Source organism: Achromobacter sp. RW408, from assembly GCF_003184165.1.
GTDB classification, from domain to species: Bacteria; Pseudomonadota; Gammaproteobacteria; order Burkholderiales; family Burkholderiaceae_B; genus Achromobacter; species Achromobacter xylosoxidans.
Genome location: NZ_QHHO01000049.1, coordinates 51749 through 64617 on the forward strand (window position 1 = coordinate 51749; position 12869 = coordinate 64617).

The 12869-nt window shown below is 67.1% G+C and carries 12 protein-coding genes; 3 read left to right on the forward strand and 9 right to left on the reverse strand.

Annotated features, from left to right (window positions below):
• Nucleotides 1-3: 3 nt before the first annotated feature.
• From DK459_RS19755 to DK459_RS19765, 3 genes are read right to left on the reverse strand one after another with little or no spacing between them, the layout of a single operon-like run.
• A complete protein-coding gene (locus tag DK459_RS19755) occupies nt 4-984 on the reverse strand; it encodes a tripartite tricarboxylate transporter substrate binding protein (RefSeq protein ID WP_054443197.1) in 981 nt (326 codons plus the stop codon).
• Nucleotides 985-1007: 23 nt separating this feature from the next.
• Complete coding sequence (locus tag DK459_RS19760; RefSeq protein WP_049055537.1) at nt 1008-1883, reverse strand: TauD/TfdA family dioxygenase; 876 nt, start codon at nt 1881-1883, stop codon at nt 1008-1010.
• Nucleotides 1884-1940: 57 nt separating this feature from the next.
• Nucleotides 1941-3125: an iron-containing alcohol dehydrogenase family protein gene (locus DK459_RS19765; protein ID WP_110135007.1), complete on the reverse strand. Its 1185-nt coding sequence runs from the start codon at nt 3123-3125 to the stop codon at nt 1941-1943.
• An 86-nt stretch (nt 3126-3211) separates the two neighbouring features.
• Here DK459_RS19765 and DK459_RS19770 point away from each other — a divergent pair, with 86 nt between their 5' ends.
• Complete coding sequence (locus DK459_RS19770) at nt 3212-4117, forward strand: LysR family transcriptional regulator (protein ID WP_110135008.1); 906 nt, start codon at nt 3212-3214, stop codon at nt 4115-4117.
• A gap of 28 nt (nt 4118-4145) precedes the next feature.
• On the opposite strand, the gene purU is transcribed toward DK459_RS19770, so the two are convergent.
• The 6 genes from purU to DK459_RS19800 all read right to left on the reverse strand — a co-directional run bounded on the left by purU (nt 4146) and on the right by DK459_RS19800 (nt 9306).
• The gene (purU, locus tag DK459_RS19775; protein ID WP_006388922.1) at nt 4146-5000 is read right to left on the reverse strand and encodes a formyltetrahydrofolate deformylase; all 855 of its coding nucleotides are present in this window, start codon (nt 4998-5000) and stop codon (nt 4146-4148) included.
• A gap of 3 nt (nt 5001-5003) precedes the next feature.
• The gene (locus DK459_RS19780) at nt 5004-6137 is read right to left on the reverse strand and encodes an NAD(P)/FAD-dependent oxidoreductase (RefSeq protein WP_006388923.1); all 1134 of its coding nucleotides are present in this window, start codon (nt 6135-6137) and stop codon (nt 5004-5006) included.
• Nucleotides 6134-6658: a flavin reductase family protein gene (locus DK459_RS19785; RefSeq protein WP_006388924.1), complete on the reverse strand. Its 525-nt coding sequence runs from the start codon at nt 6656-6658 to the stop codon at nt 6134-6136. Before DK459_RS19785 ends, DK459_RS19780 begins: the two co-directional genes overlap by 4 nt.
• Nucleotides 6659-6705: 47 nt before the next feature.
• Nucleotides 6706-7335 carry a pyridoxamine 5'-phosphate oxidase gene (gene pdxH, locus DK459_RS19790; RefSeq protein ID WP_006388925.1) on the reverse strand — a complete coding sequence of 210 codons (630 nt, stop codon included), beginning with the start codon at nt 7333-7335 and terminating at the stop codon, nt 6706-6708.
• 106 nt (nt 7336-7441) lie between these two features.
• Nucleotides 7442-8095, reverse strand: a complete 654-nt coding sequence (locus DK459_RS19795; protein WP_006388926.1) for a gamma-glutamylcyclotransferase — start codon at nt 8093-8095, stop codon at nt 7442-7444.
• 2 nt (nt 8096-8097) lie between these two features.
• On the reverse strand, nt 8098-9306 hold the full coding sequence (locus DK459_RS19800) for an MFS transporter (RefSeq protein ID WP_104413911.1): 1209 nt from the start codon (nt 9304-9306) through the stop codon (nt 8098-8100).
• Nucleotides 9307-9721: 415 nt separating this feature from the next.
• Between DK459_RS19800 and DK459_RS19805 the strand changes: the two genes are divergently transcribed.
• Together DK459_RS19805 and DK459_RS19810 are read left to right on the forward strand one after the other, a co-directional pair.
• Entirely contained in the window at nt 9722-10906 is a 1185-nt protein-coding gene (locus tag DK459_RS19805) for an efflux RND transporter periplasmic adaptor subunit (protein WP_006388928.1), read from the forward strand.
• A gap of 1 nt (nt 10907) precedes the next feature.
• Nucleotides 10908-12866: a MacB family efflux pump subunit gene (locus DK459_RS19810; RefSeq protein ID WP_070541021.1), complete on the forward strand. Its 1959-nt coding sequence runs from the start codon at nt 10908-10910 to the stop codon at nt 12864-12866.
• Nucleotides 12867-12869: the final 3 nt, after the last annotated feature.

Here is a 12869-nt window from a genome sequence, read left to right on the forward strand (position 1 = left end):
CCATCATTCGCCTTTGACATTGCCTTTCTTGATCACGTCGGCCCAGCGCTTGCGGTCCTGCACCAGGAATTGGCTGAACTGTTGCGGCGTGCCGCCGTCGGCCAGGGCGCCGAGCGAGGCGAGCTGTTGCCGCACCGCCGGATCGGCCAGGGCCTCGTTGGCGGCCCGGTTCAGCTTGTCGACGATGGCCCTGGGCGTGGCGGGCGGCGCCAGCATGCCCACCCAGGTGGCGGCTTCGTCGAAGCCGGGATAGCCCAGGCTTTCGAGCGTCGGCACGCCGGGGAAGTCGGGCTGCGGCTCGCGCGTGCCGATGGCCAGCACGCGCAACTGCTTCTGCGCCACGTAGTTGGCGATGCCGACGCTGGGATAGAACATGAACGAAATGCGGCCCGCCAGCATTTCCTGCAGGGCCGGCCCGTTGCCCTTGAAGGGCACGTGCATCATGCGCGCGCCGGTCATGTTGGCCAGCATCTCGGCCGTCAGGTGCGCCGACCCGCCGATGCCCGACGAGCCGAAGGTGAGCTTGTCCGGACTGGCCTTGGCCGCGGCCACCAGCTCCTGCATGGTCTTGTAGGGCGAGCCATAGCTGGTCACCACCACCATGGGCAGCTTGGCGAAGTTGCCGACGGGCGTGAAATCCTTGACCGCGTCATAGTTGTAGCGGTCGGGGTACAGCAACGGATTCACGTTCAGGGTGAGCGAGGTCACCAGCACCTTGTAGCCGTCGGGTTCCGCGCGCATCACGTCGTTGGCGGCGATGGATGCGCTGGCCCCCGGCTTGTTCTCCACCACGATCGAGGTTTTCAGGCTCTCGGACATGCGCTTGGCGAGAATGCGCGCGATCACGTCGGTCGGCCCGCCGGCGGCGTAGCCGACTTCCATGCGGATCGGCCGCGACGGGTAGTCGTCGGCCAGGGCGGGCGCGGCAACGCCCGCGCCGATCAGCGCGGCGCACAGCAGCTTGGTCCATTTTTTTGTGTTCATGATGTCTCCTCCTTGTGTTGGTATCAGTATTGGTCGGGGAAGTACCGGTCCGCCATGACCTGGCAGCGCTTGATCAGGCGCGGCTCGTCCGGCCGGTAGTCGGCCACGGCGTTATGGATGGTCCCCATGTTGTCCCACATCAGCACATCGCCTTCCTGCCACTGGTGGCGATAGCGGTACTTCTCCTGCAGCTGGTGCCTGAACAGGAAGTCCAGCACCTCGGCGCTGCGCGCCTCGGGCAATTCGTTGATCCTGACGGAATAGCCGGGGTTGGCGTACAGCACCTTGCGGCCCGTGATCGGATGCGTCAGGAAAACGGGGTGCGACACCGGTGGCTTGCGGCGCTTCTGCTCCTCGGTCAACGGGGGCCGGGTGCTGCCTTTTTCCCGCCGCATCATTTCCCAGAACTTGTTGAAGTCGTGGGTGATGGTCATGCCGTCCAGCTCGTCCTTCAATGCCTGCGGCAGGTCGTCATAGGCGGCGTGCATGTTGCAGAACTCGGTGTTGCCCAGCGACTTGCCGTCGCGCATCGGGATGCGGATGCCGTACAGCACGTTGCTGAAGGCGATGGTTCGGCTGTAGGACATGTCGGTGTGCCAGTCCTGGCCGGCGTCGCTCAGGCCCACCGGCTTGCCGTTCTCCACCATGTTCGACAGGATCATCACTTCCGGCAGGCCGGGCTCGAAGTACATGTTGGCGACGTTCACTTCCAGCGTGCCGAAGCGCTCGGCGAACGCCTTCAGGTGCCGCGCCTCCAGCGCCTGTTTCGGGAAGCTGACCACGCCATGCCGGCCCAGCGCCGCCTCGATGGCGCGATAGTCGGCATCGGCCAGGGGGCGGGCCAGGTCGATATCCAGGATGCGGGCGCCCAACGGGCCCTCGCCAGCAACGATTTTCATGATCTCTCCGTTTTCGGGATGGGCAAGGCCAGGGACGGCCTTGCGGGGATGCCAGGGCTAGAAAGCGGCCCGCAGAATTCCTGAGGCCTCGGCTTCGGATACCGGCCGGGGATTGAGCGCCAGCCCTCGTTCGGTCAGGACGTCGCGGGCCAAGGCGCCGAGCGCCTCGCGTGCCACGCCAAGTTCCGACAGCCGCGCGGGCATGGCGTGGCGCCGCTGGATGTCCCGCACCCAGGCCGACAGCGTGGCGTGCGGCCGGCGCGCCCGCTGGTTGATTGCGTCGAGCGCCGGCCGCAGCGCGTCGGCCGCTGCCGCTTCGTTGAACGCCAGCGCATACGGCAGGATCACGCTGTTGACCGCGCCATGCGACAACCGCTGGCGCGACGCCACGACATGGCAGATGGCGTGATGCAGGCAGCTGCGCGCCATCGACAGGGCCAGCCCGGCCAGATGCGCCGCTTGCAGGATCGCGCCGCGCTCGTCGCCAGCGGCGAGGCTGTCGCCGTCGAGGGCGCTGTCGAACAGCCGGATCGCCTGCACGGCGATGCAATCGGACACGGGCGATCGTCCCCGCGAATACAGGGCCTCCAGCGCGTGGGCGATGCCGTTCATGGCGCTGTCGCGCAGCAGCGCGACGGGTTGGTCCGCGCTCAGGCGCGGATCGATCAGCAGGGTCGCCGCGGCCACCCCGCGGTTCCAGAACATCAGCTTGTGGCCGTCTTGCCGGCGCACGCCGAACGACGACGTGGTTTCCGCGCCCGAGGCGGTCGTGGGGATGCCGATGATCGGCAGCTGCGGTCGGACACGGCGCGGAATGCGCACCGTGGCGGGCGGTTCGAAGGTGGTGACGTGGTCGGCCAGCCGGCCGCCTTCGGCCAGCAGCAGCGCCAGGGCCTTGGCGCTGTCGGCCATGCTGCCGCCGCCGATGGCGATCAGGCTGTCCGCGCCGAATGTCCGCACTTTTTCGGCCATTGTTTCCACAAAATCGACACTGGAGTGCCGCGGGACCGCCGGAAGCCGCAGGTGATCGAGTCCGCTCCAACAGGCGGACAGGGTCTCGAAAGCGGCGGATCGTGCCATCGCGTCCTGTGCCAGAATCGCCGGCCGGAAACAGCTTAGCGCGTCCAGTTCCTTTAATATCAAGGCCGATACGCCATCACCGAAACACACATGGGTGCCGAACAGGTGGTAGTCGAAAGCGGCGGCGCTGGCGGCGGCAGCGGGGGGACGTTCTTGGCTCATGCGGCCAGTATAGAGAGACCGATCTCCCTGAAAAATCACCAAAAAAGGAAATCGTTTTTTCCTTTTTGGAAACACACGAGTTGGAAATGAACGTCATCGATTGCCTGGAAGTCTTCGTCGAAGTCGGCAAGAGCCTGAGTTTCTCCAAGGCGGCGGAAAGCCTGGCGTCGAGCCGCTCGGCGGTCACCAAGAAGATCGCCTGGCTCGAAGCGCACTTCGAAGTGCAACTGCTCAACCGCAATACCAAGCACGTCAGCCTGACCGAGAGCGGCCGTCTGCTGCTGGAGAACGCCGATACGCTGGCGCTGAGCCTGATGAACCTGAAGGAGCTGGTGCAGGGGCCGGTGCTGACCGCCAGCGGCCGCATCCGCATCGGCACGCCGCCGTCGTTCGGCACCGTGCACATGGTGCCGGCGATCCAGGACTTCCTGGCGCGCTATCCCGCGATCAAGGTGTCGCTGCTGATCGATGACGGCCGTGGCGACCTGATCGCCGAGAATCTGGACCTGTCCGTGCGCATCGCGCCGCGGCTGAAGGATTCCAACCAGATCGCCTACAAGATCACGCTGGTGCCGCAAGTGGTGGTGGCGACGCGCGACTATCTGGCCCGCCACGGTCGGCCGGGGAAGCCGCAGGACCTGGAACGGCACAACTGCCTGGTGCACAACCTGAAGGCGCCCACCGGGCAATGGAGCTTCACCGACGCCCAGTCGAACACCCACGTGGTGCGGGTGGCGGGCTCGTTCAATTCGAACCTCGGGGAAGCGCTGATGAACATGACCAAGCGCGGCGGCGGGGTGTCGATGCACCCGCGCTACATGGTCGAACAGGACATTGCCGATGGCGCGCTGGAAGTGTTGCTGCCGGGCTACGAGCCGCAGGGGCTGGACATCCATGCGGTCGTGCAGACCCGCCGCAACCAGCCCGACAAGGTCAGGCTGATCGTGGAACACCTGCGCAACTGGTTCAAGGACGCCGACTGGAAGCGCTGAGCGCGCGCCAGCGGATGCCGGTGCTGTCCTAGCGGAACACCACGGTCTTGTTGCGGTTCAGCAGGATGCGGTGCTCGACGTGGCTGCGCACGGCGCGCGACAGCACCAGCGATTCGATGTCGCTGCCGACCTGGGTCAGGTCCTGCGCCGTCATGGTGTGGTCGACGCGCTCGATGTCCTGGTCGATGATCGGGCCTTCGTCCAGGTCCGAGGTGACGAAGTGGGCGGTGGCGCCGATGATCTTCACGCCGCGCGCATGCGCCTGGTGGTACGGGCGGGCGCCCTTGAAGCTGGGCAGGAAGCTGTGGTGGATGTTGATGGCGCGGCCGTTCAGCGCGCGGCACATGTCGGCCGACAGGATCTGCATGTAGCGCGCCAGCACCACCAGGTCGATCTCGTAGCGGTCCACCAGCGCCAGCACCTGGCGTTCCTGTTCGGCCTTGGTGTCGGGCGTGACGGGCAGGTGGTGGAACGGGATGCCATAGGACGCGGCCAGGCTGGCGTAGTCGTTGTGGTTCGAGACGATGGCGGCCACTTCGGCATGCAGCTGGCCGCTGTGCACGCGGAACAGCAGGTCGTTCAGGCAATGGCCCTGCTTGCTGACCATGATCAGCAGGCGTTCCTTGCGGCGGGCGTCATGCAGCTGCAACTCCATGCCGTACTCGGCCGCCATCTCGTCCAGGCGGGCGCGCAGCGCGTCCGGAGCCGCGCCGGCCGGCAGGTCGAAGTGCACCCGCAGGAAGAAGCGGCCGGTCTCCTCGTCGCCAAACTGCTGCGAATCGAGGATGTTGCAACCCGATTCGAACAACAGGCCGCTGACGCGGAAGACGATGCCGGTGCGGTCGGGGCAGGACAGGGTCAGGATGTAGTCGTTGTGCTGCATTGTTCAGGGAAAGGAAGGAGAGGAAGCGTCGTCGGCCAGGCGCGCCAGGGTTTCTTCCGCCAGCGCCAGGCTGGAAGTCAGTCCGGGCGATTCTATGCCAAACAGGTTCACCAGGCCGGACACGCCATGCGTGGCCGGGCCGGCGATGACGAAATCGGCGGCCGGCTCGTGCGGACCGGAGATCTTGGGGCGGATGCCGGTATAGCCAGGCGCCAGGGCGTCGTCCGGCAGGGCCGGCCAGTAGCTGCGCACGGCGGCGTAGAAGACCTCGGCGCGGGCCGGGTCGATGGTGTAGTCCTCGGTGCCGACCCATTCGGTGTCGGGGCCGAACTTGGCCTGGCCGCCCATGTCGAGCGTCAGGTGCACGCCCAGGCCGGCGTGTTGCGGCACGGGGTAGATCAGGCGCGAGAACGGCGCGCGGCCGGACAGCGTGAAATAGCTGCCCTTGCACAGGTAGTCGGTGGGGATGCTGGCGGCCGGCACGCCTTCGATGCGGCGCGCCAGCGCCGGGGCCTGCAGGCCGGCGGAATTGATCAGCACGTTGCAGCTCAGGCTCATGGCCTCGTCGCCGCCGAACTGCAGGTCGAAGCCGCCTTCGGGGCGCACCCGGCCGGACACCAGCGGGGTGTGGAACACGCACTGGGCGCCGGCGTTCTCGGCATCGCCCTGGTAGGCCAGCATCAACGCATGGCTGTCGACGATGCCGGTGGACGGCGACACCAGCGCCGCCGTGCAGCGCAGCGCCGGTTCCAGCCGCATGGCGTCTTCGCCGGAAATGAACTGCAGGTCGTCCACGCCGTTGGCGCGGGCGCGCTGCGCGATGCCTTCGAGCTGGGCGGCCTGCTCGGTGCTGGTGGCCACGATCAGCTTGCCCAGCCGCTTGTGCGGAATGCCGCGTTCGGCGCAATAGGCGTACAGCAGGTGCTTGCCGCGCACGCACAGGCGGGCCTTGAGGCTGCCTGCCGGGTAATAGATGCCGGCGTGGATCACTTCGGAATTGCGCGAGCTGGTGCCGGTGCCGATGGCCTCGGTGGCCTCGGCCACCAGCACCTCGCGGCCCGACTGGGCCAGGGCGCGGGCGATGGCCAGGCCGACCACGCCCGCGCCGATGACGACGCAATCGATGTCGGCGCTCATGACTTCCTGCCCTCTGCACGGGCGCCGGCGGGCGTCAGGTCGAAACCGCCGGCGTGGAAGACCAGCGGCGGCTCGCCGCTATGTCCGCAACGTTCGACTTCTCCCACCATGATGACGTGATCTCCCTCGACATAGCGGCTGCGGTTGTGGCATTCGAACCAGGCGGCGCAATGGCCGTCCAGCATCGGCGTGCCGCCGGGCGCGTGGTGCACGGTCAGGCCGGCATAGCGGTCCGGCGTCTTGCCGGTGGCGAAGCGCCGCGCCAGCGCGATCTGGTCGGCGCTCAATACATTGACCACGTAGCGCTGGCACTGCTCGAAGGCGGCCAGCGACGAGGAATTGCGCGACAGGCTCCACAGCACCAGCGGCGGATTCAGGGACACCGAGTTGAACGAGCTGACCGTCAGGCCGATGGGGGCGCCATCGAGGTCGGCGGTGGTCACGACCGTGACGCCGGTGGCGTAGCGGCCGAGTGCGGTGCGGAAGAAGGCTGCGTCGAAATCAGGGGAGGAGGCTGGCATGCAATTGATAGATGGGGCGGGCGCCGCGGGAGCGGCGCCCGGCGGCGTCAGGGCGACAGGCGTTCGATCTTCCAGCCCTGGCCGTCGGCGACGTAGCGCAGGCGGTCGTGCAGGCGCGAGGGCCGGCCTTGCCAGAATTCCATCGCGGTGGGCTTGAGGCGGTAGCCGCCCCAGTGCGGCGGGCGCGGCGGCTGGTCGCCGTAGCGGGCGCGGAACTCCTGCTCGCGGGCTTCGAGTTCGGCGCGGGTGATGGGCTGGCTCTGGCGCGAGGCCCAGGCGCCGATGCGCGAACCGGCCGGGCGGCTGTGGTAGTAGGCGTCCGACTCTTCGGCCGGCACTTTTTCCACCACGCCCTCGATGCGCACCTGGCGCTCGAGCGGCTGCCAGAAGAACAGCAGGCAGGCGCGCGGCTCGGCCAGCAGGTCGGTGCCCTTGCGCGACTCGTAATTGGTGAAGAACGTGAAACCCTGCTCGTCGAAGCCCTTGATCAGGACGATGCGGGCACTGGGCTGGCCGTTGGCGTCGACCGTGGCCAGGGTCATGGCGTTGGGCTCGGGCACCTTGGCGGCCAGGGCCTCGTCGAACCAGCGGGTGAACTGCTCGAACGGGGACGCGGCGGCGTCGCTTTCCAGCAGCACGTTCTTTTCGTAGCTTTGACGCAGATCGGAGACAGACATGGGACGTTTGATTCAGCGTTGATAACAAGCAGTTTATACCGCCGAAGAAACGCTCCCCTCATTGACCCCGCGCAGGGCCCGGGCAAGTTTTTGCGCCGGGGGCGCCTCAGGCGCCTTCGGGCAGCGCGTGGCTGTCCTGTTCCAGGCGCCGGGCGATGGCGTCCAGGCGGGCATCGTGGATGCCGGCGGCGCGCAGGGCCTGGGCGGTCTGCACCACGTAGTCGGTGCAGGGGCCATAGCGGCCGGCGGCGCGGCGCACGATGGCCAGCAGCTCGGCCTCGGGCAGGGCGCGGATGTAGGCCGGGTTGTCCCGGTTCATGATGAAGACCAGGGCGCGGACCGGGCCGGCCTCGGTGCTGCAATTGATCCAGCGGGGCAGGTAGGCGCCGGTGGACATCTCGCGGTCCCACAGGGCGGGGAAATAGGTCGGCACCTGGTTGCCGGCCAGGCGGTAGACCACGCCGCGGCAGGAGCCGCCACGGTCCAGCCCAAACACCAGGCCGGGGCATTCCGGCGTGCCGCGGTTGACCCGCGACCACAGGCACAGCGCGCGGTGATGGCCGCGCAGGGTGGCCAGGCGGCGTTCCTCGAAGTCGAAGTCGGGGCGCCAGATCAGTGATCCGTACCCATATACCCAGACGTCTTCCCCGTCCCGCCAATGCTGCAAGGCCGCCTGCAGCGATGCCTGCCGCTCTTCGGGGGTCCACAGGCGAAAAGGCAGGCTGGCGCCGGCCACGGGAGGAGAAGACTGCATGTTCACGACTACGGTTTCCGGTCAGATTCGAGCGGGGGGTTGCGATTGGCCCAGCCGCCAGCCATCAGGGCCACGGAATAGGCCCAGAACAGCGGGGCGACGCCAATGACCGCGCCCAGCGCGCCGAAGGTCAGCGGCAGGGAAACCTGGGAGCCGTTGATCAGCGCCATCCGCAACCCCACGGCTTCGGCGGCGCGGCCCGGCGGCGAATGCTGGTGCAGCAATGAAAGCATACTCGGTTGGCAGCAACCCAGCGCAAGCCCCAGGATGAAGGACAGCACGATCAGGACGCCAACGTCGGTGAACAGCGGATAAAGCATGAAATCGATGGCGGCGGTGGCCATGGCCACCCGCACCAGTGTCCAGGACCGCACCCGGCGCTGGATCAGGGGCAGTACCAGGCGGATGATGAACGTTGCCGCCGCGAAGGACGCGAGAATGACGCCGATGGTGGTGGCGGACAGGCCGATGGCGACACCGAATATCGGCACCACGAACAAGTGCGTGTCCCAGGCGCCCGACAGGATGGTGTTGACCATCAGGATGCGGCGCAGCGCCGGCACCGCCAGCAGTTCCGTCACGCGGCGGCGCTGCGCTTCCTTGGTGCCGGCCAGCTGCGAATCCACCGCCTTCAATTGGTGCCGCAGCGCATACAGGCCGCCGGCCGACAGTAGCGGACCGAGCGTCAGCAGGCCGAAGGCCAGCCGGGTGCCCAGATGGTCGATCGCCAGGCCGGCGATCAGCGGTCCCGAGAAGCCCGAGCCCGCCAGCGCCAGCGACATCAGCGAGAAATTGCGCAGCCGCTGGGCCGGCTCGGCGTGGCCCAACAGGTCCTGCGTGGCCACCTGGTGCAGCATGAAGCCGATGCCGATGCAACAGGACGCCACCAGCAGCGCGAACTGGGTCTGCGACAGGAACGGCAAGGCCGTGCCAACCGCCACCAGCGTGGTGCCGGTGACCAGCGGCCGGACGATGCCGACCCGGTCCACCCAGCGTCCGGCGCGCACCGAGAACAGCATCGGCAAAACCGCGAACACCGCCACCAGGGTGCCCACCTTGAAGGTCGACAGGCCCATTTGCAGCGCCGTCAGGGATACGGTGATCCGTCCCCCTGTCAGCGCCACATGGTTCAACATGGCCAGCAGGCACAACAGCGCCGCCCCGGAAAACTCCGGGGCGGCGCTGCGTGAAGAGGGGGGAGGGGGCGAATTGGACACGGATACGGCTTAACTGCATTCATTCTGTCCCTATCGTCGCCCTATGTCGAGACGTGGATTTTTTGCGCCGCCGCAATTCTCGATTGCCAATGGTGACAAGATAGGCGCCATCTATGGTCCAACTGAGATGGGGATGCGGCAAGATGGCATCACGTTGCCGGCAAGGTTCCATAGAATGGAAACGCTAATGCGCCGCAACAGATGTATCGTTCGTGCAACGGAACAATATTGCCTGCCCACGACCCAATGCCGGGTGCTTTACCGTTTTTCACCCTTTCGCCACAGATTGGCCATGCTTTGACGCAGCCCCCCGTTTAGGATGAGCGGGCAGTATGGGTACGTACAGCCGGCCCGATCCGTATCGAGTTATTCGAGTGGTGGACGATGCCTCCGCCGCCTCCTCCGAACTGGTTCAATGAAAAAGCCTCGTAGCAAAGTCCAGCGTTACGTCCTGATCGCCGTCGTTCTCCTGATCATCGCCTTTGGCGTCCGCGCCGCCTTTTTCTCGTCGCCGCCGCCGCCCACATTCGCCGTGGCCGAGGTCGTCCGCGGCAATCTCGAAGACAGTGTGCTGGCCAGCGGCACCATGGACGCCATCGAGCGCGTCAGTGTCGGCGCGCAGGCCACGGGCCAGTTGAAGTCGCTGAAGGTGGCGTTGGGTGACCGCGTGACGCGCGGCCAACTGGTCGCCGAGATCGACGACCTGACGCAGCAGAACGAACTGCGCAATACCCAGGCCGCCCTGCAGACGCGCCGCGCCGAGCGCGCCGCCAAGGTCGCCACCCTGAAGCAGGCCGAGCTGGCTTTCCGCCGGCAGCGCCAGATGCTGGCGGCCGATGCCAGTTCGCGCGAGGCCTTTGAATCGGCCGAGGCCACGCTGGGCGTGACCCGGGCCGATATCGCCGCGCTCGACGCCCAGATCGTCCAGGCCGAAATCGAGGTCGACAAGGCCAAGGTCAACCTGGGCTACACCCGTATCGTGTCGCCGATCGACGGCGTGGTGGTGGCGGTGGTGACCAAGGAAGGCCAGACCGTCAACGCGATCCAGAGCGCGCCCACCATCATCAAGGTGGCCCAGGTGGCCACCATGACCATCAAGGCACAAATCTCCGAGGCCGACGTGACCCGCGTCAAGCCGGGCCTGCCCGTGTACTTCACCATCCTGGGCGAGCCGGACCACCGCTATCACGCCACGCTGCGCGCGGTGGAGCCGGCGCCGGATTCGATCCAGAAGGACGACGCCGCCACGTCGCTGACCTCGTCCAGCTCCACATCCACCAGCGCGGCCGTCTATTACAACGGGCTGTTCGACGTGCCCAACCCGGACGAGAAGCTGCGCATCTCCATGACCGCGCAGGTTTCCATCGTGCTGGGCGAGGCGCGCGACGCCGTGGTGGTGCCGGCCTCGGCCCTGGGCAAGCGCGGCGAGGACGGGCGCTACGAGGTGCGGGTGGTCGGCAAGGACAACCAGACCGAGACCCGCAAGGTCAAGATCGGCATGAACAACAACGTGCAGGCGCAGGTGCTGGAAGGCCTGGAGGTGGGCGAGCGCGTGGTGTCGGCCGACGCCGCGCCGGTGGCCGCCGCGGCGGGACGCTGATATGGCCGAACCGTTGATTTCGCTGTCCGGCGTCCGGCGCGAATTCCCCGCTGGCGAGCAGACCATCGCCGTTCTCAAGGACATCAACCTGACCATCGAGGCCGGGGAAATGGTGGCCATCGTCGGCGCGTCCGGTTCGGGCAAGTCGACCCTGATGAACATCCTGGGCTGCCTGGACCGCGCCACCAGCGGCGACTACCGTGTCAACGGCCGCAGCACGGGCGAACTGGATCCGGACGAACTGGCCGAATTGCGGCGCGAGCATTTCGGCTTCATCTTCCAGCGCTATCACCTGCTGTCCGACCTGACGGCGCAGGGCAACGTCGAGGTGCCGGCCGTCTACGCCGGCAAGCGCCGCGAGGCCCGGCTGGAACGCGCCGCCGACCTGCTCGAGCGCCTGGGGCTGGGCGAACGCACCGGCCACCGCCCGGGCCAGCTGTCCGGCGGCCAGCAGCAGCGCGTGAGCATCGCCCGCGCGCTGATGAATGGCGGCGACATCATCCTGGCCGACGAGCCGACCGGCGCGCTGGACACGCACACCGGCCAGGAAGTGCTGCGCATCCTGGAGGAACTTAACGCCGCCGGCCACACCATCATCCTGGTCACCCACGACATGAACGTGGCGCGGCACGCGCAGCGCATCATCGAGATCAGCGACGGCGAGATCGTCTCGGACCAGCGCAACCCCGACGCGCCGCGCATCGAGGCCGTGCGCGAAGAGGCGACGCCGCTGCCGCCGCGGCCGGCCTGGCAGGCTTACCTGGACCGCTGCGGCGAGGCGCTGCGCATGGCGCTGCTGGCCATGAACGCGCACCGCCTGCGCACCTCGCTGACCATGCTGGGCATCATCATCGGCATCGCCGCCGTGGTGTCGGTGGTGGCGCTGGGCGAGGGCTCGCGCCAGAAGATCCTGGAAGACATCAGCGAGATCGGTACCAATACCGTCGAAGTGTTTCCCGGCAAGGACTTCGGCGACGAAAAGGCCCTGACCATCCGCACCCTGGTGCCGGCCGATGCCGAGGCCCTGTCACGCGAGTCCTACGTGGACAGCGTCACGCCCGAGGTTTCCACCAGCAACACGCTGCGCTATCGCAACGTGGCGGTGAATGGCTCGATCCAGGGCGTGGGCGAGCAGTACTTCCGGGTGCGCGCGGTCAAGCTGGCGCAAGGCAAGTTCTTCGATGCCACCAGCGTGGCGCGGCGCGCCCAGGAAGTGGTGATCGACGAGAGCACCCGCAAGACCCTGTTCGGTTCGCACACCGACCCGATCGGTCAGGTGGTGTTCCTGGGATCGATGCCGGCGCGGGTGATCGGCGTCACCAAGAAGAACGACACGGTGTTCGGCAACAACGAGACCTTGAACGTGTGGATTCCCTACACCACGGCGCTGTCGCGCGTGCTGGGGCAGCAGCACCTCAAGAGCATCACCGTGCGCGTCAACGACGCCGCGCCGCCGGCGGCGGCCGAGCAGGCCATCACCAAGGTGCTGCTGCGGCGCCACGTGGTGAAGGATTTCTTCGTGTTCAACACTGATGCGATCCGCAAGACCATCGAGCGCACCACGGCCACCATGACGCTGCTGGTATCGCTGATCGCGCTGATCTCGCTGATGGTCGGCGGCATCGGCGTCATGAACATCATGCTGGTGTCGGTGACCGAGCGTACCCGCGAGATCGGCGTGCGCATGGCGGTGGGCGCGCGTCGCAGCGACATCATGCAGCAGTTCCTGATCGAAGCCGTGCTGGTCTGCCTGATCGGCGGCGCCGTGGGCATCGCACTGTCGCTGGGCCTGGGCGTGCTGGTCTCGAAAGCGACCGGCGGGTCCTTCCGCATGATCTATTCCACCGCGTCGATGGTGGCGGCATTCACCTGCTCGACCCTGATCGGTGTGCTGTTTGGTTATCTCCCGGCGCGCAACGCGGCGCGCCTGGATCCCGTCGAGGCCCTGGCCCGGGAATGAGAA

Excerpts from the sequence above, each read along its gene's own strand:
- DK459_RS19755 (WP_054443197.1), bottom strand. The coding sequence starts at position 984 with ATGAACACAAAAAAATGGACCAAGCTGCTGTGCGCCGCGCTGATCGGC.
- DK459_RS19760 (WP_049055537.1), bottom strand. The coding sequence starts at position 1,883 with ATGAAAATCGTTGCTGGCGAGGGCCCGTTGGGCGCCCGCATCCTGGAT.
- DK459_RS19765 (WP_110135007.1), bottom strand. The coding sequence starts at position 3,125 with ATGAGCCAAGAACGTCCCCCCGCTGCCGCCGCCAGCGCCGCCGCTTTC.
- DK459_RS19770 (WP_110135008.1), top strand. The coding sequence starts at position 3,212 with ATGAACGTCATCGATTGCCTGGAAGTCTTCGTCGAAGTCGGCAAGAGC.
- purU (WP_006388922.1), bottom strand. The coding sequence starts at position 5,000 with ATGCAGCACAACGACTACATCCTGACCCTGTCCTGCCCCGACCGCACC.
- DK459_RS19780 (WP_006388923.1), bottom strand. The coding sequence starts at position 6,137 with ATGAGCGCCGACATCGATTGCGTCGTCATCGGCGCGGGCGTGGTCGGC.
- DK459_RS19785 (WP_006388924.1), bottom strand. The coding sequence starts at position 6,658 with ATGCCAGCCTCCTCCCCTGATTTCGACGCAGCCTTCTTCCGCACCGCA.
- pdxH (WP_006388925.1), bottom strand. The coding sequence starts at position 7,335 with ATGTCTGTCTCCGATCTGCGTCAAAGCTACGAAAAGAACGTGCTGCTG.
- DK459_RS19805 (WP_006388928.1), top strand. The coding sequence starts at position 9,722 with ATGAAAAAGCCTCGTAGCAAAGTCCAGCGTTACGTCCTGATCGCCGTC.
- DK459_RS19810 (WP_070541021.1), top strand. The coding sequence starts at position 10,908 with ATGGCCGAACCGTTGATTTCGCTGTCCGGCGTCCGGCGCGAATTCCCC.